Below are 23764 nucleotides of genomic sequence, written 5' to 3'. Positions count from 1 at the left end.
TTGTTACTCCTTATGCGATTGCTGCTTGAGTGGATGAAGCCATCATGCTTTTAGTGGCTGATTTTTCAGAGCTTAGTTTTTCAGAGCTCAGTTTTTCAGGGATCAATGATTCATTAGTGAGGCGCATTAAGCGGGCTACATAATGTGGACCACCTGCTTTTGGCCCTGTACCAGACAAGCCGCAACCACCAAACGGCTGTACGTTGACGATGGCACCGATTTGGTTGCGGTTTATGTAGGTATTTCCTACCACAGCGCGGCGCTCGATATGCTCAGAGACGCTTTCAATACGGCTATGAATACCTAGTGTTAGCCCATATCCTGTGGCATTAATCGCGTCAATCAGCTTATCCAAGTCACGAGCTTGATAGCGTAATACATGGAGTATCGGGCCAAAATGCTCACCACCAATCACATCGATATTTTGCACTTCGATTGCAGTTGGCAACACAAAGGTGGACTGCGCTTCGCTAACCACTGAGTTCGCACTCATCGGCGTCTGCGCCAAGATACTGGCTGTCGGTTCAGACTGCATGCGTTCGATATGAGCTTCAAGAGACTTCTTAGCCGTCGCATCAATGACTGGGCCTACATCGGTTGCGACATACGTTGGATTGCCGACCACTAACTCTGCCATATTACCTTGCAGCAGTTCAATCAAGTTGTCGGCGATGTCTTCTTGGATACACAGAATACGGCATGCCGAGCAGCGCTGACCTGCTGAGCCAAATGCTGAAAGTACAGCGTCTTGTACGACTTGCTCAGGCAATGCTGTTGAATCAACAATCATAGCGTTTTGACCACCCGTTTCGGCAATCAATACTGGCAACTCACCGCTGGCTTGTGCATGGTCGTTTAAGCTTTGGTTGATACGCTGAGCCGTTTGCGTCGAGCCAGTAAAGACCACGCCAGCTATGTTATCTGCTGCTGTCAAGGCGCCGCCAACTTCACCGCCGCCCGTTACGAACTGTAGCGCACTTGTCGGCACGCCCGCTTGATACATAAGCTGCACAGCAAAGTGCGCCACCAAGCTGGTTTGCTCAGCCGGCTTTGCCACCACAGTATTGCCTGCCGCCAAGGCCGCCATGATCTGACCGCTATAAATAGCAAATGGAAAGTTCCAAGGACTGATACAGACAAAGGTGCCACGGGGCTTGTAGACCTGACGCGACTGATTACCTGCCAAGTCGGTAAACTCATGAGCAACGCCATCTAAACGTTCAGCTTCATCGGCATAAAAACGGCAAAAATCGACTGCTTCTTTGATCTCATCAATACCGTCTTGGGTGGTTTTACCCGCTTCGATTTGGCATAGTGCCATGACCTCAGCGTAGTTCTCTTCATATAAGTCAGCGACCTTACGTAATATCTCAGCACGCTTAGCAGCAGGAACGGCTTGCCACTCTTGCTGCCCTGCGACTGCTGCATCGATGGCTTGGCGCGCGACTTCAGCATTGGCATATAGTACTTCACCAGCGATGACTTCATGGTTCCAAGGCGCTTGCACGCTATGGCTCTCAAGCTTTTGTTTTTTGCCATCCACTTCATATTCGCTAATCGCTTGGCCATTGATAATCGTCGTCGCTGACCACGTCTTATCCATATAACTGTCAATGGCATCTTTGAATGGCTGCCACTGCGACTCTACAAATATATTAGGACCAAAGCTGGCACGGCGTTTGCCATAGATATCTAGCGGTAAGGGTATCGCTGGATTGTGTAAAGTTTCATTCGCCAACAGCTTGTCATACGGATGGACAGTGAGCTGCTCGATTGGATAAGATTTATCTAGGAGCTGATGGACAAATGAGCTGTTCGCACCATTTTCTAATAGACGGCGCACTAGGTATGGCAGCAAGTCTTGATGCGCGCCAACGGGGGCATAGATACGTACAGGAATATTATATGATTGTAAGATATGATCATACAGCGCATCACCCATGCCATGCAGGCGCTGGAACTCAAATTCCTTGTGCGTGCTCATGGTCATCACAGATGCTAAGGTATGCGCATTGTGAGTGGCAAACTGTGGCCAGATAAGACCGCGCAAATACTCAGATAGTAAGTAGCGTGCGCAGGCAAGATAAGCGACATCCGTTCCTTCCTTACGCGTCCATACTGGATAGCCTGACAGGCCTTTTTCTTGTGCCAACTTGATTTCAAAGTCCCAATAAGCGCCTTTGACCAAGCGAATTGGAATGCGATTACCGACCTCTTGTGCCAAGCGTGCCAGCCATGCAAATATCGCAATAGCGCGCTTTGAGTAACCTTGCACGACCAGACCCAGTCCATCCCAGCCAGCGGTCAACGCATCACGATATAAGGACTCAAACAGCTTTAAAGAAATCTCCAGACGATCTGCTTCTTCGGCATCGATACTGAGATCGACATCGACTTCACGTGCCGCTTCAATCAGTAGCATACAGCGCTGACGTAATAACCCGAGAACTTGCGCCTCTTGTGTGGCTTCATAGCGCGGATGCAGGGCAGAGAGCTTGATAGAGACTGACGGCTTTGGCATGCCTTCTTTGACCTTGACATTGGCAGTCGATTTAATCGCATGTAGATAGTCATTAAAGTATTTTTCAGCATCTTTATTGGTAACGGCTGCCTCGCCAAGCATATCAAACGAATAGGTATAGCCTTTATTACGATATGGCTGGCTGTTTTTATTAGCGTCTTCAATGGTCTCACCCAGCACAAACTGATGACCCATGATGCGCATGGCTTTTTGCATCGCAGCACGAATCATCGGCTCGCCCATTCTTTTGGTCATACGATCCAAAAATCCAGACGCTGTGGTACTGCTATCAATACTGACTACCCGGCCAGTCATCATCATGCCCCAAGTCGAGGCATTGACTATAAAATTATTATCATCTTTTAAATGCTTTTTCCAATCAGCGACACTCATTTTGTCACGGATAAGGGCATCAGCCGTATAACTGTCTGGCACACGAATCAAGGCTTCAGCCAAGCTCATGAGCAAGATACCCTCTTGGGTATCAAGACTGTACTCAAGCAACAATGAATCGACCATCTTCACGGCTTTGCCATCACTGCGTACATGCTCTACCAACTTACGCGTCTGCTCGCTGGCATCCTCTCGTTCTTTGTCAGTCGGCTTCGCCAGTGGCAGCAGCTCGGTGAGCCAGCGATCTTCATCCACACTATACAGTGGTGAGATACGCGCATACAGCTCATCGCTTGACTTGGTAATATACTCAGAGGTAAGCAAGTCAGTGGGCTTAAATAAAATGGGCTCTTTGGGGGTAAATTGATCTATTGGGTTCATAGCAACTCCACAACTGTCGTTTAAAAAACCATGCTAAATGGTCGCTAGGGCTTTTAAGCGGCATTAATGCCTTCTTCTTATTGTTGTTGATCGTGAAAACAGTCCATTGCTCATTCACTATAAGAAAAACCTCTACGGCGTTGATTGAGGTGATGCGCTTAACCCGATCATGCTACCACGAATAGGTTTTATCCTCTATGATGATTGAGTAGCATCGAGTATAAATACAGTTAGTGACAGAGAACTTATCTTAAAAAAAGACCCTTCTTATTACTTAATGAATAAGAAGGGTCTTTAGAAGAGTTAGAATAAAGATTGAGACTTATAACAGTACAATCTTTGCCAGTAGTACAAATGTAAGCACCCAGACTGGGATGGTGATGTCAGAGAACTTGCCTGTCATCAGCTTGACGGCAGTATAAGTAATAAACCCAAGAGCGATACCATCAGCAATTGAGTAAGTGAGCGGCGTGAGCAGTAATACAACCGCGACAGGGGCTGATTCTGTTAAGTCTTCCCAATTGATGTCTTTTAGAGTAAATAACATTAATACTGAAACATAGAAGATTGCGCCAGCGGTTGCATAGGCTGGAATCATACCTGCCAGCGGTGCAAAGAAAATACTAAGCACAAAAAGCACACCAACGGTCACAGCCATCAAACCAGTACGGCCACCTGAAGCAACCCCTGAGGCACTTTCGATATAGCTGGTGGTTGATGACGTACCGAGCATAGCGCCTGCAACGGTCGCTGTTGAATCCGCCAATAACGCCTTATCCATATTTGGGATATTGCCGTCTTTGTCAATGAGACCCGCTTTGTTGGCGATACCAACCAAACTGCCTGTGGTATCGAATAAATCTACGAATAAGAAAGCAAAAATCACACTGATCATCGCCACGTCAAAGGCACCTGCAATATCAAGCTGCATGAGCGTAGGCGCGATGGAGGGCGGCGCTGACATGATGCCTGCAAACTCAGTATGACCTGTCAGCAAGCTGATGACGGTAATCAGTAAGATGCCTATGGTCACAGCTCCTGGTACTTTTTTGTACACCAGTCCTATAATGACAAAGAAGCCTAAGGCCGCCATCATTGGCGAGAATGACCTCATATCGCCCAGCGTCACTAGCGTTGCATCTTGCCCAACAATAATGCCCGAGCTTTGAAGGGCAATAAACGCCAAAAACGCCCCAATACCAGCGACGATACCTTGCTTCAAGCTTAACGGAATGGCATTGATGATCCATTCGCGAATCTTAAATAAACTTAACAGGATAAATAGACAACCGGATAAAAACACAGCGCCCAGTGCTGTCTGCCAAGTATAGCCCATACCCAAGACCACACCATAAGTGAAGAAGGCATTAAGCCCCATACCTGGTGCCAAGGCCACTGGCAAGCGGGCATAAATACCCATGATAAAACAGCCTACCGCAGCGGCAAGACAAGTCGCGACGAATACCGCGCCCTTGTCCATACCCGCCTCTGCTAATATGCTAGGGTTGACAAAGATGATATAAGCCATCGTCAAGAAGGTGGTAATACCGGCTAGGATTTCCGTTTTGATCGTGGTGTTTTCACCGTTGATCCCAAAATAACGTTCAATTGCATTCATAAGTGTCGCGCCCAGCTTGCTAGTGACTAGTGAAAAGAACCGATTTATAAGCGCCTGAAATAAATAGGGCGTGTTGAACACTCACAAACAGGCACTGCTGATAGCTAAAATGATTCCAGACAAGGCGCAAGTCGAAGATAATGTTGATACCTTAGCTAGACTTGCAACAAAGTATGGGAGCATTTTAGCTTCAGCCTGAAAGGACAGGACTCTTTTTTGCCGCTTCTGTGTTTAAAATAGACGCTTAGAATGACTAAGCTTACTGTTTTTAACTTTGAACCGCCTAAAAAATAGTCTCTGTCAGTGCCATGGTCGAATGCTCAACACGCCCTAAGACGTCAGCAAAAGTTTTGCGACGTCTTTATAAAAAGGCAGCGGTAACAAAGCGCAACATTTTAGAGAAATTAGCACACAAATTCAATCATTACCCGTGCCTTGCGGGTCCAAAACCACAATACATCTCTAACGTTAGATAAAAAAGCCCTTTTTGACCATTTCTATTGAGTATTCGTCAAAATGACTATTGAGTGGCTATTTAATGCATTAATAAATGACCTTTGTCTCATTTAGAAGTAAACTAGACAGTTAAAATATAGTTATAGTATCTATCATAAAAATTACGTTATATTTCCTTGGGGTTTATCTGATTTCAGCAAAGCTGCTTAATCAGTTATTGTTAATCATTAGCGAGTCCGTTACATGCCTGAATCATTAAATATTATAGATCTTATTACCCAAGCTAGCCTGTTGGTACAGATTGTGATGGCGCTGTTGTTACTGGCTTCTTTGGTCAGCTGGGTGATTATATTTCGCTTGAGTGCGCGTCTCGGCACCGCCAAAAACTTCGATGAGCAGTTTGAGACTTGGTTTTGGTCAGGTGAGGATTTAGCCAAGCTTTATCAAGGCGTTCAAGGCTCACCTGAGCGCCAAGGGCTTGAGCAAATTTTTTATGTCGGGTTTTCTGAATACTTAAGAATGCATAAAAAACGCCAACCCAAAGATGACATTATTGATGGTGTTGAGCGTAAGCTGCGTGTTGGACTCGGTCGTCAGCAGCAGCTACTTGAGTCAGGTATAGCGACGCTCGCCAGTATCGGGTCGGTTGCGCCTTACGTCGGTTTGTTTGGCACGGTCTGGGGTATTATGAACGCCTTTTTAGGTCTATCGCAGACAGAGCAAGCAACCCTCGCCTCTGTCGCTCCAGGTATCGCTGAAGCTTTGATTGCAACTGCGATGGGGCTATTCGCTGCCATCCCTGCAGTGCTGGCTTATAACCACTTTACCGCCAAGTCAAGTCGACTCTATGAGTCACGCGCTTTGTTTTGCGATGAGATGACCGGTATGCTACAGCGCGAAACCAGCAGCCAAAATACGATGGAGAGAGAAACTGCCATTGCTGAAGGCAGAGCCACTGTCGCTCAGGTGAAAGGCCTATGAGACACAGTCCCTATCGCCGTGAAAAAAAAGCGCTCAATGCTGAAATGAACGTCGTTCCTTATATCGACGTCATGTTAGTGCTATTGGTGATATTTATGGTGACCGTGCCGATGCTGACCACAGGGGTCGATGTCGACTTGCCCAAAGAGCAGACCAATGCCATGAGCCAAAACCAACTGCCTGTCATCATCTCCTTAACAAGCAGCGGCGAGATCTTTATCAGCTATGAAAACAATATCGATATGCCCATCAGTGAGCCTGAGCTGATTAGTACTTTATCGAATTTACAGATGCAAAATAACAATGCTGGCGAGCCACCCATACAAGTGATGATCAATGCTGATCAAAACAACCAATACGGTGCCATCATGGCATTAATGGCAAACTTGCAGCAAGCAGGTATTCAAAAGGTAGGCTTATTAACTGGCTCACCACTGCCAACACCTCAGCTACAATAACTTCCATTAACAATGTCCATTAACAATGTCCATTAAAAATATTACCATAAAAACATATTATCGTTTAAACTCAACACTATACATACCTGTATCAACCTATCAGATAGTCTGATTTGTCAAGCTAATGAGTACTCAAATCATGAATAATGCGCCTGTCGTCTATGTTCCAACCCAGCCTGAAGGTGATGGAATAACACTGCCTACGCTACTCAGCGTACTGGCACACGGCATTGTGCTTGGATTATTAATTTACACCTATCAAAGCCCTGAAATAGAGACAGCTGGCAGCATTGAAACAACCATGGTATCACCAGAGCAACTGGCTGAGATGCAAGGGCAGATATTGGCCAATCGCGCTGCTGCACAAGCTGCTAGTAGCAGTGAAAGTACAACCAGTAGCGACAACACAGCCTCTGTCACACAAATGAGTGCAAACAATAGTAATAATGCCACTCAAGATAGCGCTGGGAAAAGCTCGCAAAGAGTGCCAGTTTTTATGCGCTCAGATGACCTTGCTGATACTGATGCTGATGAACCGATGCTTATGTCACAAGAACATCGACAACGCTTGCTTGAACAAAATCAAGAGTATGAGCGCAATATAGCTGAAATGGCAGCGCAGCTAGACGAGTCCGCGCTAGCAGAGCTGCAGCGTATCGATGAAAGCAAACAAAGAGAGCTTGAAGCTGAACGTGAGAAGCTTAGAGAGCTTAGATACAAGGAGAACAACCCACCTAAGATTGAGCGTCCTACCAGCAGCGATCGTAATATAAAAATCGACACGGGCAGCTCGGATGGTTCAAACAAGAACATTAACTTATCAGAGGGTCAGTCCACGGTATCTAGTGACTCTAATACTGCGAGCACGGCAAAAGGCAGTAGTCGCTCTGCCTCAAGTGGCAGCCGAGGTACTAGTAACAGCGAAATCATCAATTTAATTAAGCGCAATTATAGCCCACCATTAGCTGCTAAAGGCTCTACTCAACGGGCAACCTTGACCATTACCGTCAATAGCAAAGGCGATGTGGTCAATGTTTCTGCGTCAGGCTCTGACAGTGCCGTGAACGAGGCGGCCAAACAAGCAGTGCTTGATACACGTAACTTCCCAATCGATGTCGACGACCCTAAATACCCTACTTTTACCGTACAATTTAACGGTAGCAACTAATTGAGTGTCATCTTTTTAGATTATCGCCAATATCCTCTTAAGTAATTTGCTTATATAACCTGCTTAAGTAAATTGCTTAAGTAACTTGCACTGAACGCCTTATTGTCTTAACGTAATAATCCCCTTAAAATATCATCATACTTATCTATTAACGATTTTAGGAGCCTGATTTGGCTATGCGTACTCACAAAAAACTATTAATAACATTACTTGCCAGCGCTTCGGGCCTACTGGTTGCTCCTAGTGTGTTCGCTGAACCTGTTGTATTACAATTAGACTATGAGATCCCAGTACAGCAGAACCAAGTGGCTTTGGTACCTTTTGCAGGTGATAGCGTACTTTCACCTGTTATTTTAAATGATTTGAGTCGCACGGAGCTGACGGTCACCAGTCGAGATCTGCCGCAACAGCCGCGCAGTAGTAGTGAGCTAGCAGGCACCTTACCAGTATGGCAAAGCCTAGGTATTCCTTATCTAGTGGTTGGTAGCACCCGTAGCAATCGAGGCAAAATTGTTATTGATTATGAAGTGATAGAGATAAAATCAGGCCAAGTGCTTGAAGGCAAGCAAAGTCTAACCGCAGATAACAACCAACAAAGCCTACGCTATGCTGGTCATGTCATCGCCGATAAAGTTTATGAGCTGATCACTGGCACGCCGGGTGACTTCTCAGGACGTATTGCTTATATCGAGGAAATTGGACGCGGTAAAGATAAAGTCTCTCGCCTAAAGGTCATGGATGCTGATGGTGAAAACGCCAGAACCATCACCGAAGTCAATGGTTCTATCTTCTCGCCTGCTTGGTCACCTGATGGTAATCGTATCGCTTATAGTGTGCAGCGTGAAAAATCATATCCTACCATCTATGTACAAAACGTTAGTGGCGGCGGTGCTAACGTTCTGACACCCTTCCCTGGCAGTAATTTAAGTCCTTCTTTTTCACCTGACGGTAGCAAAATATTATTCTCTAGCAGCTATCAAGGCAGCGCGGATATTTATGAGATAAGTGCCAGCGGCGGTCAACCTAGAAGATTAATCAACTGGCCAAGCAGTGAGGTACAGCCAAGCTATGCGCCTGACGGCAAGTCCTTTGTTTTTGTCTCTGATAGAACAGGGTTTAACCAGCCGAGAATTTATCGTCATGAGTTTGGGACTGGACGTACTACGCAAGTGTCTAATAGTGGCTATGCGACCAGCCCACAGTTCAATAGTGACGGTAGCCAAATTGCTTTTTTAAGTGGTCGTTCAGCAGCCATTATGAATAGCAATGGCGCAGTGACCACCAATCTTGGTAATACTGGCATTGATGAAGCCCCAAGCTTCTCACCGAATGGCAAACGTGTCGTTTACGCTTCTATCCAAGGTGGTAAAGGGGTATTGACCATCAAATCTCTAAATGGTGGCGAAGCATTTGGCAAGTCAGGACAAGGTATCATCCGCTCACCAGTATGGTCAGCAAGTCCTAAATAACTCTATTATTTTGTAAGGTCGTTAGGGCGTGTCCTAAATCTGAACGATTGCATCTAAATGGACTAAAAATGGCTAAATTTTGCCAAACGGCGTCAAATAACTGGCTAGTATCCCGATATTATCTGCGTTATTTTCCTTGTTTGACTTCAATTTATCTCATTTTTATTATCATTTTCAAAATGAGGACACACCCTAATATAATAAAGGCGCTCGATAATATATCGGGCGTTTTTTGTGATGTGTTCTTAGTTATGATCCTATGATTTTTAACATGGTTAAATATTGGCAACAGTTACCCACTCAGCAGAAACTAATAAACAGCCAGTAATGTTTAGACATTAACTGGGATTGTTATTTATCAAAACAACGCCATTTAATGTAAAGTTAAAACATAAAACATAAAAAATATTAAATTTGAATTAGGAAGTTAGCGTAATGATGCGTATTGGATTGTTTTTATTAACCAACTTAGCGGTGATTGTGGTATTTAGCATCGTGTTTGGTATTTTATCCAGATTTTTTGGGATTGGTGGCGTACACAGCGCAGGTGGGCTAAATTACACCAGTCTTGCCATTATGTGCGGTATATACGGCATGGTTGGCTCGATGGTTTCGCTATTTATCTCAAAATGGATGGCAAAAAGATCAACGGGAACGGTTGTCATTGAAACGCCAAGCAATGCCACGGAACAATGGCTGGTAGATACCGTCGCTAAACAAGCCCGCGCAGTCAATATTGGTATGCCAGAAGTGGGGATTTTTAATAACACCCAGCCAAATGCGTTTGCAACAGGCTGGAATAAAAACAAGGCGCTAGTTGCGGTGTCATCTGGCCTACTACAAAACATGACACCTGACGAAGTGGAAGCAGTCTTGGCGCATGAGATTGGTCATGTGGCCAACGGTGACATGGTGACCCTTGCACTCATCCAAGGAGTGGTAAACGCCTTTGTGATGTTCTTTGCCCGTATTATCGGTAGCTTCGTTGACCGTACTGTCTTTAAGAATACCAGCGATGGCCCTGGTATTGGTTACTTTGTTACCAGTATTGCGATGGATATTCTGCTTGGATTCTTGGCATCTGCTATCGTGATGTGGTTCTCACGCCTACGCGAATTTCGTGCTGATGAGATGGGTGCAAAGCTTGCCAGTAAAGACAAAATGATTAGTGCCCTTGATGCCTTGCGTCCTTCTGCACAACGTCCAGATCAAATGCCAGAAAGCATGAAAGCCTTTGCGATCTCCTCAGGGCAGTCTACAGGCTTTAGTATCGCCAACCTTTTCCGCTCACATCCAACGCTTGATGACCGTATTGCGGCGTTGAGGAAGTATAATCCTAGTAAGGCATAGTAAGAAGCGTGATATAAAACACTTGAAATGCTACTGCATATCACTGGTATGGCTTTAAACTGATAGATGCGTAGCGTGCATACCCTACGCCGCATCTATCAGTTGTTATTAAATACTTCTGCAATCATATTCTCAATTTGTTTGTATATAAGCGCGCCATAGCGTTCATTACTGATGGCCGATAACAAAGACTTTTCTTTTTCTATATCAGTAGCATTTGCTTGCGCGAGTGCATATTGTTCATAGACCTCAGGACACAGCTCAAAATGCACGCCTGAGAGTAAATACTGCCCTCGCCCAAAATCACCGCTGATAACGGCATTTTCACCATCACTGTACGTAGCTAACGTATCAAAAGCAGCATTTTCATCGCTCAAAAAATATGAGCCGCCATGATAATACACTTCGTCTTGCTTTCCATCTGCATAGTCCAAGTTAATGACAGCCTTAGAAGTTACTTTCTCATCATACAGCTGCCCATTGGTCAACGACTTTATGCTACCGATTGCTGTTCCCGAAAAGAAAGCCAACTCACGAGCACCTCTAATCTCATAACCCTCACCAAAGAATTCAATGTCACGAGCTCCGTAATAACCGCCTGCACAGATACCGATATAAAGATTACCACGATGAACAAAGTCACGAATGATATCATTGCCAAGTCCGTTAAGCTTTTTGCAATAAGGTAGGTCCGCGCCTCCCGGCATAATCAAAACACCTAATTCTTGCGTCTCCTCATTGAGTTTGTTATCCAGAATATCTTTACTAGAGATAGTACTCACTTGTATAGTATAGTTTGCTGACAGTTTCGTTTTGGCAGTTGCTAATGCAGATCTTACGCTCAACTCACTAACACCTTCGTCATCATACACCCAGATACTGATTGCCTTCTTTGTCATAAAAGTTAGATCCCAAAGCTATTAAAATAAAAAGTTGCAACTCAATGAGCAATAGTATATTTTTTTAATTCAAGTATACATCCGTACACTATAAATCAATAAGAAAGGAATACCTATGTCAACCGTATTAACATCGACTAAACAGTGGCTTATTTCTCATGAGCAGGCCGCTTTTTTTATTAAAGCCATTTTTGGATCTTTGATGATCGCTTTGTTTGCGCAAATCTCAGTACCAATGTACCCAGTACCCATCACAGGCCAAACCCTTGCTGTTACGGTAGTAGGTCTCTCATTAGGTAGAAAGGCTGGCGTAGCAGCAGTACTTCTATATTTGTTCCAAGGCGCTATCGGTCTTCCTGTATTCGCCAATGGCTCTGCAGGCATTGCTGCCTTTTTTGGCCCTACAGGTGGCTATTTGTACGGATTTATTGCCACGGTTGCCATTTTAGGGTATTTCAGTGATAAAGGCATATTAAAGAGCTACTTTATGAGCACTGTGGTTGCACTTATCGCAACTGCCGCTACTTTTGTGTTTGGTCTGATGCATTTATCTTTGTTTGTACCAGAAGGAACTGTCCTACAATTTGGTTTGTATCCGTTTATCATTGGTGGCATTATCAAAGCGGTATTGGCAGCTGCCCTAGTCGTACCAACGCATAAGTTTTTCTCAAAGCTATAATCATAGCTGTACTAAAGCGCCCAACGATCTAATTAAATATTGTCGTTTAAATAAAAAGGACTGAACCCTGTTGAATACAGAGTTCAGTCCTTTTGCAATTAATTACCCAATCTTTTGTACTGGATTCAATAACAAACTCGATTCAATAATAGATAGGTTGCTCTTAAGCAGCTATAGCGTATTAAATATCAAACTCTAATGCTCTATCACCCGCGCTATCTTTGATACGCGTTGGCAAACCAATCTTATTCAATAGATTGATAAATGGCTTGGCATCCAGCTCTTCAACGTTGACCATCTTGCCAGCATCCCACTCACCAGTCGCAACCAGCATCGCAGCAGCAACAGGTGGCACGCCTGCGGTATAAGAGATACCTTGGCTACCGACCTCGTTATAAGCTTCTTTATGATCTGAGATATTATAGATAAATACTTCAGTATCAACGCCGTTTATTTTACCTTTAACCTTGTCACCGATGCAGGTCTTGCCCGTATAATTCGGCGCAAGAGAGCTTGGATCTGGTAATACAGCTTTGACCACTTTTAACGGAATCACTTCTTGTCCTTCCGCAGTCATCACCGGCTGCTCAGACAACAGACCTAAACTTTGTAGTACAGTGAAGACATTAATGTAGTGCTCACCAAAACCCATCCAAAAGCGAATATTCGGCACGTCTAAATTGGCTGATAAGGAATGAATCTCGTCATGACCACTTAAGTAACTGTTTTGCACGCCAACGACTGGCAAATCATCGGTACGCTTCACTTCAAACATCTTGTTAGACTGCCATTTGCTGTCCTGCCAAGAGTAGACCGTACCGGTAAATTCACGGAAATTAATCTCAGGGTCGAAGTTGGTCGCGAAGTACTTTCCGTGGCTACCTGCATTGATATCGATAATATCAATATCAGTCACCGAACCGGCATCCATCATGTCATAGCCAAGACGCGCATAGGCATTGACCATACCTGGATCAAATCCTGCACCTAAGATTGCCGTTACATTATTGTCCGCACAGCGCTGTTTGCGTTTCCATTCATAGTTGTCATACCATGGCGGCGTCTCACAAATCTTGCGTGGATCTTCATGAATGGCAGTATCGATATAGGCAGTGCCCGTCTCAATACAAGCTTCTAATACAGTCATATTGATAAATGCCGAGCCGACATTGATTAGGATTTGAATGCCCGTATCGTTGATAAGATCGATGACAGCTTGGCTGTCCATAGCATCGACTTGGTGCGTATGCAAGACAGCAGCTTGCTTAAAGCTCGCTTTGTCTTTTACGCTTTGAGCGATGGCATCGCACTTATCTTTAGTACGTGAGGCGATATGAATCTCGCCGAGCACATCATTATGCATCGCACACTTATGCGCGACCACTTGAGCGACACCGCCTGCTCCGATGATGAGTACGTCTTTTTTGCTTTGGTTGGTTTTTTGGTTTGTGTTCAATGAACAATCCTCCTTTGTGTCCCTGTCGATACCATTGATATGGCTATGCAAAACAGAAACGAGTGAATGATATGCGTGAATTAAAAAGGAAGACCGAGGAAAACCCACGCACCCGTCGGGCAAGCACCATTTTTTTAATGGCTATTTGCCCGAGGCGATTATAACAACTTTTATTCAGTTATCGGTAAAAATAATGCATAAAAAACATAGTTATTAAACTTACCGAAAAATAGCCTTAAGCCTTTGTTTTTAATAGTATAAAACAAGCCAATAAAACAGTTAAATTAAGACAAACTGGCTTTGTAATCTTGATAATCAAACTCGCGCTGAATATCGATACTACCATCCAGGCGACGGATAACGATTGCGGGCATATTGACACCGTTAAACCAGTTTTTCTTTACCATGGTATAGCCTGCGGCATTGCCAAACGTAATCTTATCACCCACTTGTAAATGGCTAAGTAGTACATACTCGCCAAATATATCGCCTGCCAAGCAAGAACGACCGTATATAATAGTATTTTCAGGGGCATCATCTACTTGGTCTTTATTGACAGGCATAATATCCATTAATTCTACATTAATAGACGCAATTGGCGCTGACTCACGATAAATTAGTAAATCAAGCATGTGTGCTTCGATAGAGGCATCGACGACGGCTAAGTTCTTTTCATTGTGCATGGTATCTAATACTGTGGTGACTAATGAGCCAGCGCCATGGATACTTGCCTCACCCGGCTCAAGATAAACTTGTACGCCATATTTTTCACTAAAGCCTTTTAAACGAGCTGCTAATTTTTCCAGCGGATAATCAGGCGCGATAAAGTGAATACCACCGCCCAAGCTTACCCATTCTAACTGGGCTAAAACATTACCAAATCTGTCTTCGATATCAGCCAAGCTTGCACTAAACGCTTCAAAGCTATCATTCTCACAGTTATTATGAATCATCACCCCAGTAATCTCATCAAGCACGGCGGCAATTTTATCTTTGTCATGTTCACCAAGACGGCTAAAAGGCCGCGCAGGATCAGCAATGATAAATGACGAGTTGCTGGTCTTTGGGTTTAATCGCAACCCTACTGGAATGTTCTGTGCACGGGCTTGCTCTTTGAAAGCATTTAGCTGCGAGATTGAGTTAAAGATAATTTTATCTGCATAGCTTAAAACTTCATCGATTTCATCCGCGCTATAGGCCACGCTATAGGCATGCGTTTCTTTTTTATCTTTGTCATTGCCTTCATTATTATCAGTACTATTATTGCCAAAGGTTTCATAGCCCAAACGCACTTCGTTGAGCGACGATGAGGTCGTACCATGCAAATAAGGCTGCATCACATCAAACACCCCCCAAGTGGCAAAGCATTTGAGCGCGAGTAATGCCTTGGCGCCAGACAACTCACACAGACGCGCGATAATCTGCATATTGGCAACGATTGCCGCTTCATCTAGCAGATAATATGGCGTTGGTAGTAGTGATAAATTATTGCTTTGTAGCGAATTTTTTGGATTCATAAGAGGTTACCTAATAGCTGCTGTTGGCAGCATGACAGACCATGACAGGGTTAGTTATTTGCGCTATAGTAGACTAAATCCATCTTAATTAGAATATTTTATGTCACTCTCAACCGATTATTCCACCGCTACTAGCCAAGCCAATTTATCTCAGCTCGATCCAAATAATATTGACTTAACGCATCTGAACTCTGATGCGCGTGCAGTCTTGGATTTTTGGTTTGATAAAAACAATGAGCAATATTGGTTTGCGCAAAACGACGACTTTGATAAGCAGATAAAAGAGAAGTTTGGCAACATTTGGCAATCTGCAAAACATGGTGAATGTGTGACTTGGCGGCTTGCAACATCACAGACAGACAGCAACAGCTCTATCACAGCTTTGGCTGGAAGACTGGCAGAAATTATTGTGTTAGATCAGTTTTCACGCAATCTATGTCGCGGGCAAGCGGATGCTTTTGCACAGGATGGCATGGCACTGGTATTGGCACAAGAAGCCATTAAACAGCCTCAGTTTGATAATTTGCCGATGCAGTGGCGCAGGTTTATTATTATGCCGTTTATGCACTCTGAGTCAACGATGATACATGAACGCTATCTGCCGCTGTTCGAGCAGCTAAATGATGCAAATACCCTAGATTTTGAACACCGTCATAAAGAAATCATTGATCGATTTGGCCGTTATCCACATCGTAACGACGTATTAGATCGTGAGTCGACTGAAGAAGAGGAAGCCTTCTTAAAGCAGCCGAACTCATCATTTTAAGACAGCAGTTTGCAGAGGTTTACACGTTTCGTAGCTGAAAACACTTTCTAAACAAGAAGGGCTGAACCAGTTATCTGATTCCGCCCTTATTGCTCTATGCTATCTAGGTCACTTATAGTCAGTCTAATATGAAAAATATACAGCGGAACTGGGATGCTTAGTTTTTTAATGTTGGTTTTATAGCCTCTGTCGGCGTAGGCACAGCAAGCTAGAAGACTTATACCAATTTCGCATTATTAAATAACCTATCCATTTTATTTAGTATCGACTATAGCTAATAAGTCACCTCACCGGTGGTAAAAGTAAACGATTGTTTATTTAAGGTTTTATTATCGATTAACACATCAAAGCTGACACGATACTCACTATTACTATACAGCCCGCATTGCTGACTTTGATTTGGGGCACGTTGCATGTCACAGCTCTGTAGATCATCGGTGAGCGGCATAATAAATGCTTCGTTTACTGGTAGCTGATAGTTAGTATGGCCTTTGTATGGGTCATTATCAGCATCAAGCAATTGAACGGGCACATTTATATTACGTTTGACGTCATGGAACTTTACATTACTGACTTTAATGCTGGCGGCCAATGGTACATGAATATAGACAGGCTGACCGATAGGATTCATATATAAGTCACGACCAGTGTCTTTGACTGGGTTAGGGCTTTCATTATAAAGAGCCGTTACCGTACCTTTGACGTCCTGACAAGGGTAAGTAAAAACACCTTTAAAAGTTGCATTATTAATGGCTGAAGTTGCAGCTGCATTGTGATTTAAAACATAGCCTTTGTTATAAGCTGCTTTTTTGCCATAAGGTGTATAAGTAACCATGCTCGTCCCTGCCAAACGTAAACTTGGCATCATCAAAGAGCGCAGATGATAAGGTGCTGCCAGTAAGGATTTGGCCATTGACTCAGCGGCATTTTCAGGCGTCGCAATATTACCTGCAGAGCTATAATAATATGTATGACCGATATTCTCAGTTACGCCATACATTGCATTAGGATATGCTGCCTTTCTTATACGATCCTCAAATATATTACCCGTAAAAAACGGGTTGTTTTTTCCTGTCCATGCTTTAATGTCTTTAATTTCACCTTCATAGTGCGCATTAAATGCTGTCGGCGTGCTGTTGGCAAATACGTGCTTGATATAGTTAGCGTGTTTGGTAGCAATCTCTTCAAGCGCTGGATCATTATCTAAACCCTCGAGACCACAGCTGGTACGCGCAAGACTGATAGTATTACTTGCAACCAGTGCGGCAATAGCATCATTGCTAGCGATTGCTTTGTCATTTTCAGTTTGCACATTAGGCTGTATAGGCTCAGAAGGCTCTTCTGGTATCGAAGGTGTAGGGTTACCATCATTGCTGTTACTCGGGCTATCACCCCCACCACAAGCTGTCAAAAACAGCGCCGCAAAAAGGGCAATGGCAAGTCTTCTCTCTGAAGTATTAAATGTCATCATTTATCCTAAAGTAACTGTATAAGTATGTGGGGCAACCATGATTAAAATGAGCAATAATTATGCCAATTTAGGACGCAATCACCGTTTATAACCACAAATATACCTTCTGTAGAAAATAGTTTGACATCATATCATATGGGTTTTGAGGATTACTTTAAGAGATGTAATGAATATGACTTAAGATCAGCGTGGATAATTTAATATTTTTGCTTAGGCTATTTTAGTATACAGCTGACTGGTTAAAACTTCCGCTTATGTATTTTCGAGCGCTCGCCTCACAGGTGCAAAGCTGCGTCTGTGCTCTGACAACACCCCATAACTCTCAATCGCCTCTATATGAGCGCGAGTCGGATAGCCTTTATGCTTAGCAATACCGTATTGCGGGTACTGAGAGTCCAAATCATACATGGTTTGATCACGACTGACTTTGGCTAATATACTCGCCGCTGCGATACTGGTATGACGCGCATCGCCTTTTACCCATGCTTGGCAGTCGATAGCTGATTGCGTTATTTTTGATGCCGCCAGTCGCTTACAATCAAGCTCAGGGCAACGATTGCCATCGAATAGTATTTGCGCTTGTATCGGACAAGAGACAGCATTTGTAGCGCGCGCAACATGCTCTGCGACCACGACTAATAACTCTTCTGTACACAGTCGCATACCGAGCATAGTTGCTTGCAGAATATTCACCTGATCAATCACCGCCGCTGGAATTTCAGCCACGACATATCCAACAGCATGCTGCTGCACGATGGGATAAAGCATGTCGCGTTTTTTTTCACTGAGCTGCTTAGAGTCGGTCAGTATCGATAGTGGCGTGTCTTTCAATGGCTGCATCTCAATCAGACCTGACCACGTCGTTGGCAATATGGCAGCAGCCACATGGACGCTGCCGAGCAAAGGCCCGCGACCTGCTTCATCAACGCCTATTTGTAATGGACGACGTTCTACGTCTAAGCTTAATTTAGATAAGTCCTGTAGAAACTCATCGGTAACATGCAGCTGGCCTGTTAGATGAATCGGAGCCACCAAGCTAACGTATTGGCCTTTGACATCGATATGGTTATATGACGATTAATAGTCGTAATATCTTTAATCCTGCCCTCTTTATCATGACCAACGTCAGTATTGTTACGACTTTCGATATTGCTTTTTAGATGACACTCATTACTCATAGCATTAGACTTTTTATGAAAATTTTTATTAAACTTTTAGGTAGTTTTTATTAGCGCACTCTCTAGTAATTCAATGAGTCGTCGTTAAGACTTTCTTTGAGCGAACCACTCTGCAACCACACTGTTTGCAGGGTCATGGTTGCTTTGTTGCTGTAGCTCTTGCTTGGTGGTCACCAGATCTTGCAGTTGCTCAGCATAGGCACGGGGTTGTAACAGCCGCATCACGGTACGACAGATATTATCGCCACTGGCCTGCTCTTGGACCAGCTCAGGCACAATTGCGCTGCCAGCTAGAATATTAGGCAGTGCCACATAAGGGACTTTTACCAAACGCTTAGCAACCTGATAAGTCAGCTGATTTAACTGATAGATGACCACCATCGGACGCTCGAGTAACATCGCCTCAAACGTCGCAGTACCCGATGCCAACATAATAATGTCAGAAGACGCCATCGCTTGTTGACTAAAGTTTGGCTGGCTTTCATCATAGACGACGACAATGGCGCCACGCAGTTGCTCTGAGCGCTGATCGATGACGTCTTGGACGATATACTGATGGTTTTGATCAACGGTTGGAATGATAAAACACAGCTTAGGATCAAGTAACAGCAGTCTTTGGATACCATCTAGCATCAAAGGCAAAATAGCGGTAATCTCCCCGCGGCGTGACCCTGGCATGACGCAAATAAGCTGACTGACGTCATCAAAGCGCTCAATAAAAAACTGCTGCAAGCCATCATTATGCCAAACCAGCTCACTGCGCAGCTGATTGGTCGGTGTATCTACTAACCTTTGATTGATCGTGCGTAATAGCGGATGTCCGACGCAGATCGCAGGGTGATTGTGACGCTCATATACTGTTAGCTCAAACGGAAACAAGCACAGCACCAGATTGGTCGCCGCCTTGATACCGTGGATACGTGACTCACGCCATGCCCAAATCGAGGGACTGACATACTGCACACAGAATACGCCTTTTGGCTTCAGCTTTTTGGCGACACGTAGGTTAAAATCAGGGGCATCTATACCGATAAACCAATCGATATGAGCGACTTTAAAGGCTTCTAACAACTCGCGACGCGCCTTCAATAAGTCAGGCAACTGTGCCATCACTTCTACCAGACCCATCACCGCTAAGCGTGATAACGGAAAGATACTTTGCAGTCCTTGCGCCTGCATTTTTGCACCGCCCACACCGACCCAAACGACATCATCCCGTAAGTTATTCATCTGCTGCATAAAGTCTGCGCCCAAACTATCGCCAGACACCTCGCCTGCAACGATACCAATGACCAGTGGCTTCTTTTGTCCCTCATTCTCAATCTGGGCATCCGTTATAACAGATGATGTAGATACGAGGGGCGTAACAGAATCAGTCATAACAAACTCTCTATATGGGTAGGACATAATAGATAACATAATGATACAGCAGACAGGTGCTATAACAATCATACGTGACGACAGTCACAATAGCCAAGCCATACAGGCTCAAAATGACTGCACAGACTCAAATGGCGGGCAAGTATAACAAAGTTTTGGTTGTGACATTCCTGTTATCAGTCAATAATCTTGCCGACTGCCCTTGTCAACGGACGTTTTTCACCCCATAATGAATATCCCTATAAATTAGCTAGACGACGTATAATTATGACAACACCAGTTACTCACAACGCAGATATTGATGACGTGAATATTGAACAATTCATCCCTTTGATCACTCCAGCTGAGCTAAAAACTGAGCTTCCATTGACAGATAAAGCTTATCATACTGTCTTAAAAGGTCGTCAGACCATCCAAAATATTTTGAACGGTGAAGATAAGCGCCTGTTTGTGGTCATCGGCCCTTGCTCTATCCACGATATCAAGGCAGCACACGAATATGCTGATCGCTTGGCCGTATTAGCAAAAGAAGTCGAAGACAGTATTTTTGTCGTGATGCGAGTCTATTTTGAAAAGCCGCGCACCACAGTTGGCTGGAAAGGCATGATCAATGACCCTGACATGAATGACAGCTTTGATATCGAAAAAGGCCTACGTACTGCTCGTAAACTCCTGATCGATCTAAACGAAAAAGGTTTGCCCTGTGCCACCGAAGCACTAGATCCAAACACGCCGCAGTACATGCAAGACCTGATCAGCTGGTCAGCGATTGGTGCACGTACTACCGAGAGTCAGACACACCGTGAGATGAGCTCAGGGTTATCATGTCCTGTCGGCTTCAAAAACGGTACAGACGGCGGCATGACAGTCGCGGTAAACGCCATGCAAGCGGTCAAAGCCGGTCATAGCTTCTTAGGTCTATCGGCAGACGGTCAGGTTTCTATCATCAAGTCTAAAGGTAACCCTTACGCGCACGTGGTACTTCGCGGTGGTAACGGTAAGCCTAACTATGATGAAACTGCGGTCGCTCAAGTAGAAAACGAGCTCGCCAAAGGCAAAGTTAGCTCCAAGATTATGATCGACTCAAGCCATGCCAACTCTGGTAAAGACCCCTACTTACAGCCGATGGTCATCAAAAACGTTGCTGAGCAGATTCAAAACGGTAACAAGTCCATCATCGGTATGATGATAGAAAGTCATCTCAAAGGCGGTAATCAAAAGCTCACCGCTGATTTGAGTCAGCTTGAGTATGGTAAATCTATCACTGATGGTTGCCTCGACTGGGACAGCACGGTTACTGCTCTACACAATTTACGTGACATGGTAAAAGACGTATTGCCTAATCGTTAACCTTGTACTTTATGAAAACCAAAAAGCCCCTCTAGTACTCTACTCATGGTATTAGAGGGGCTTTTTAGTATCTTGCTCTGTTTGTTCTATTTGAGCTTCTAGCTTGGCTGCTTTTTTTGCCAGTTTGGATTCTTTACGTTCTTTTTCAAGCTGCTGTAACAGGTCTAGTCCCTTTTTTCTATGTGCATGAATCAAGGCGAGTTCGTTAGATATCTTCTCTTTATTACTGTCGTCCTCTGCAAACTTTAACTCCAGCTTCTTTTCCCGTTTCCTTAGCTTTTTGAGAACTTCTTTTAAGTACTTTATCTTTTCTTTACGCTTACGGTTCTCGGCTCCCAAATACTCGTCTGCCATTTCCATTATTTTATTGGCTTTCATGGGTCACACTCTCCTGTTCTTTGATTTTACGAGCGGCAATAGCATCGGCAGTTTCTTGCTCATCTAGCATGAGGCTTTGTTCCACTTCATGCATGTCTGCATCAGCACTTTTAAACAGTATCGTGGCAATCTCAAGCAACTGATTGGCGATATTATTGGTATAGTTGTTGTCATTCATCAAGGATGTCGCCATAGCGCCGGTGATTTTTCTTTCGCGAATAAGTTGATTCATATCAGAGACAAAACGCTGATCTGCTTGCATTATATCCACCCTCATTGCCTCAATGGTTGGTAGCACCGTTCTAAGTTCATCGGGATCCTCTTGTATCTCAGCCAAGCTTCTAAGAATAGTCCCTAAGCGATAGCGGATTTTATTATATTCAGCGCGCACATAGGGATTGGGATCACTCAAGTATCTGGATAGGTTTTTATGGAGATGTTTGGTGCTTTTGATGGCGGCCAGCATACTTCTGCCCGCAGAGCGTAGCTCGAATATCTCATTACTTTGCGCAGCAGACATGTTTTCGTTATTTATTCTGCCAATATAGTTCACTATCTCTACATAAAGCCCTTTTATTTTATTGGTATATTCCTCATCCAAATTGACAGGAATGGGTTTTTCAAAAGAGTCTATGACCTCTTGTATCGGTGTATTTGAGCGAATATCTTTTACCCTAAAGCTCAATCCATGACATATTATCCCAAAGAAGTAATCACCTAGATTTAGGATTTCTTTGTGGACGGCCTCTACGGCAAGCTCGGGAATATCCAAAGCAGAGTCTTTTAAATACATGGGTTCAGCAACCGCATAAGCTTTATCGGGGAGCAGTTTGGTAATGGCATCACCCAGCCTACCGATGAAAGGCACCATCAAAATGACGCCTAATAGATTAAATAAGGTGTGAAAGACCGCCAGTTTTAGGGTGTAATTGTCAGCCGCTATGTTTAAGCGCTCGGACAACCAGTCAACCGATAGCATCAATTGTGAGATCAGAGCAATTGCCACCAAACCTGTAATCACGTTGAAGACCAGATGCGCGGCAGCCAACCGTTTACCATTGACCCCAGCACTGATGGCACCGATTATCGCGGTGATGGTGGTGCCGATATTACTGCCAATGGCTAGTGCTAAGGCGTTGTCATAAGTGATTTGCTGGCTCGCTAAAGCGGTTATGATCAGCACCAAGGTGGCGTGGCTTGATTGCATAATCACCGTTGCCGCGATACCAATCAAGGTATAGAGCAGCAAGCCTTTGAGACCCGTCATGGCATAAGCGGTTAAATCAATATTCTCCCGAAAGAGCTCAAAGCCCTCCTTCATATAATGGATACCGAGGAATAAAAACCCTAGGCCTGCCAATATATAACCCACGCCTTTTAGATGCTTAGATTTTTGTAGTATTAAAATAATCCCAAATACCAGCATGGGCATCGCATAGGCGGCAATATCGACTTTTAGGCCAAAGCCTGCCACCAGCCAAGCCCCTGTCGTCGTCCCTAAGTTTGCGCCAAAAATAATACCAATACCCGATGCCAAACTGATTAAACCTGCGGACAAAAACGAGATGGTAATGACAGAGACCAAAGAGCTAGACTGCATCAAGGTAGTGGTAACCACCCCAAAGCTCATGCTTTTCCAAAGACCTGTGGTGGTTTTTTTCAAAATCTTCTCAAGCAGTCCACCAGTGAAAGCTCTAAAGCCCTCCTCTAGCGCTAGCATGCCAAACAAGAATATCGCCACACCCGCACTGATTTGCTTTAGGTTAGGACTGATCCAAAAACCATAAGATAAAACTAAGAATACAGTGAGCAGTATTATTCTTCTATACATGCGATGGCTTACCTGCTGATGATACAATTTATGTTAAAAAGCTGTTTTAAAGACCTCATTAAAA

18 protein-coding genes are annotated in these 23764 nt (G+C 44.2%); 8 read left to right on the top strand and 10 right to left on the bottom strand.

What is annotated here, in order from left to right:
* Window positions 1–10: 10 nt before the first annotated feature.
* Window positions 11–3295, bottom strand: coding sequence for a bifunctional proline dehydrogenase/L-glutamate gamma-semialdehyde dehydrogenase PutA (gene putA, locus JMX03_RS06845; RefSeq protein ID WP_201595471.1), 3285 nt, complete (start codon window positions 3293–3295; stop codon window positions 11–13).
* Window positions 3296–3617: 322 nt separating this feature from the next.
* Complete coding sequence (locus JMX03_RS06840) at window positions 3618–4913, bottom strand: NCS2 family permease (protein WP_201595468.1); 1296 nt, start codon at window positions 4911–4913, stop codon at window positions 3618–3620.
* 699 nt (window positions 4914–5612) lie between these two features.
* Here JMX03_RS06840 and tolQ point away from each other — a divergent pair.
* The 5 genes from tolQ (at window position 5613) to htpX (ending at window position 10795) form a co-directional block, all read left to right on the top strand.
* Entirely contained in the window at window positions 5613–6350 is a 738-nt protein-coding gene (gene tolQ / locus JMX03_RS06835) for a protein TolQ (protein ID WP_201574817.1), read from the top strand.
* Window positions 6347–6808: a protein TolR gene (gene tolR, locus JMX03_RS06830; RefSeq protein ID WP_201595465.1), complete on the top strand. Its 462-nt coding sequence runs from the start codon at window positions 6347–6349 to the stop codon at window positions 6806–6808. The genes tolQ and tolR overlap by 4 nt, the downstream gene beginning before the upstream one ends.
* Window positions 6809–6947: 139 nt before the next feature.
* Window positions 6948–7976 carry a cell envelope integrity protein TolA gene (locus JMX03_RS06825; protein WP_201595463.1) on the top strand — a complete coding sequence of 343 codons (1029 nt, stop codon included), beginning with the start codon at window positions 6948–6950 and terminating at the stop codon, window positions 7974–7976.
* 176 nt (window positions 7977–8152) lie between these two features.
* A complete protein-coding gene (locus JMX03_RS06820) occupies window positions 8153–9445 on the top strand; it encodes a PD40 domain-containing protein (protein WP_201595461.1) in 1293 nt (430 codons plus the stop codon).
* A 435-nt stretch (window positions 9446–9880) separates the two neighbouring features.
* A complete protein-coding gene (gene htpX / locus JMX03_RS06815; RefSeq protein ID WP_201574819.1) occupies window positions 9881–10795 on the top strand; it encodes a protease HtpX in 915 nt (304 codons plus the stop codon).
* Between the two features lie 98 nt (window positions 10796–10893).
* Here htpX and JMX03_RS06810 read toward each other — a convergent pair whose 3' ends face one another.
* Entirely contained in the window at window positions 10894–11694 is an 801-nt protein-coding gene (locus JMX03_RS06810; protein ID WP_201595459.1) for a BPL-N domain-containing protein, read from the bottom strand.
* Window positions 11695–11809: 115 nt separating this feature from the next.
* Between JMX03_RS06810 and JMX03_RS06805 the strand changes: the two genes are divergently transcribed.
* Window positions 11810–12373 (top strand): biotin transporter BioY, encoded by a 564-nt coding sequence (locus JMX03_RS06805; RefSeq protein ID WP_201595457.1) that lies wholly within the window; start codon window positions 11810–11812, stop codon window positions 12371–12373.
* Window positions 12374–12554: 181 nt separating this feature from the next.
* On the opposite strand, the gene JMX03_RS06800 is transcribed toward JMX03_RS06805, so the two are convergent.
* Window positions 12555–13829, bottom strand: a complete 1275-nt coding sequence (locus JMX03_RS06800) for a saccharopine dehydrogenase family protein (protein ID WP_201595455.1) — start codon at window positions 13827–13829, stop codon at window positions 12555–12557.
* A gap of 284 nt (window positions 13830–14113) precedes the next feature.
* Window positions 14114–15346, bottom strand: coding sequence for a carboxynorspermidine decarboxylase (gene nspC / locus JMX03_RS06795; protein ID WP_201595453.1), 1233 nt, complete (start codon window positions 15344–15346; stop codon window positions 14114–14116).
* Between the two features lie 184 nt (window positions 15347–15530).
* On the opposite strand from nspC, the gene JMX03_RS06790 reads away from it, so the two are divergent.
* A complete protein-coding gene (locus tag JMX03_RS06790) occupies window positions 15531–16112 on the top strand; it encodes a DUF924 family protein (RefSeq protein ID WP_227695915.1) in 582 nt (193 codons plus the stop codon).
* Between the two features lie 274 nt (window positions 16113–16386).
* Here the strand turns inward: JMX03_RS06790 and JMX03_RS06785 are convergent, their stop codons facing one another.
* The 3 genes from JMX03_RS06785 to lpxB all read right to left on the bottom strand — a co-directional run bounded on the left by JMX03_RS06785 (window position 16387) and on the right by lpxB (window position 20141).
* Complete coding sequence (locus JMX03_RS06785) at window positions 16387–17580, bottom strand: spore germination YkwD domain-containing protein (protein WP_201595447.1); 1194 nt, start codon at window positions 17578–17580, stop codon at window positions 16387–16389.
* Between the two features lie 255 nt (window positions 17581–17835).
* Window positions 17836–18618, bottom strand: coding sequence for a ribonuclease HII (locus JMX03_RS06780; protein WP_227695430.1), 783 nt, complete (start codon window positions 18616–18618; stop codon window positions 17836–17838).
* Between the two features lie 227 nt (window positions 18619–18845).
* The gene (gene lpxB, locus JMX03_RS06775; RefSeq protein WP_201595444.1) at window positions 18846–20141 is read right to left on the bottom strand and encodes a lipid-A-disaccharide synthase; all 1296 of its coding nucleotides are present in this window, start codon (window positions 20139–20141) and stop codon (window positions 18846–18848) included.
* A 267-nt stretch (window positions 20142–20408) separates the two neighbouring features.
* Here lpxB and JMX03_RS06770 point away from each other — a divergent pair, with 267 nt between their 5' ends.
* Window positions 20409–21491, top strand: a complete 1083-nt coding sequence (locus JMX03_RS06770) for a 3-deoxy-7-phosphoheptulonate synthase (protein WP_201574827.1) — start codon at window positions 20409–20411, stop codon at window positions 21489–21491.
* Between the two features lie 51 nt (window positions 21492–21542).
* Here the strand turns inward: JMX03_RS06770 and JMX03_RS06765 are convergent, their stop codons facing one another.
* Together JMX03_RS06765 and JMX03_RS06760 are read right to left on the bottom strand one after the other, a co-directional pair.
* On the bottom strand, window positions 21543–21869 hold the full coding sequence (locus tag JMX03_RS06765) for a hypothetical protein (RefSeq protein WP_201595441.1): 327 nt from the start codon (window positions 21867–21869) through the stop codon (window positions 21543–21545).
* Entirely contained in the window at window positions 21856–23700 is a 1845-nt protein-coding gene (locus tag JMX03_RS06760; RefSeq protein ID WP_201595438.1) for a Na/Pi cotransporter family protein, read from the bottom strand. Before JMX03_RS06760 ends, JMX03_RS06765 begins: the two co-directional genes overlap by 14 nt.
* Window positions 23701–23764 lie beyond the last annotated feature (64 nt).

Origin of the sequence: Psychrobacter fulvigenes (assembly GCF_904846155.1) — a bacterium.
Lineage (GTDB): Bacteria > Pseudomonadota > Gammaproteobacteria > Pseudomonadales > Moraxellaceae > Psychrobacter > Psychrobacter fulvigenes.
This window is presented reverse-complemented; position numbering and strand designations above follow the sequence as displayed.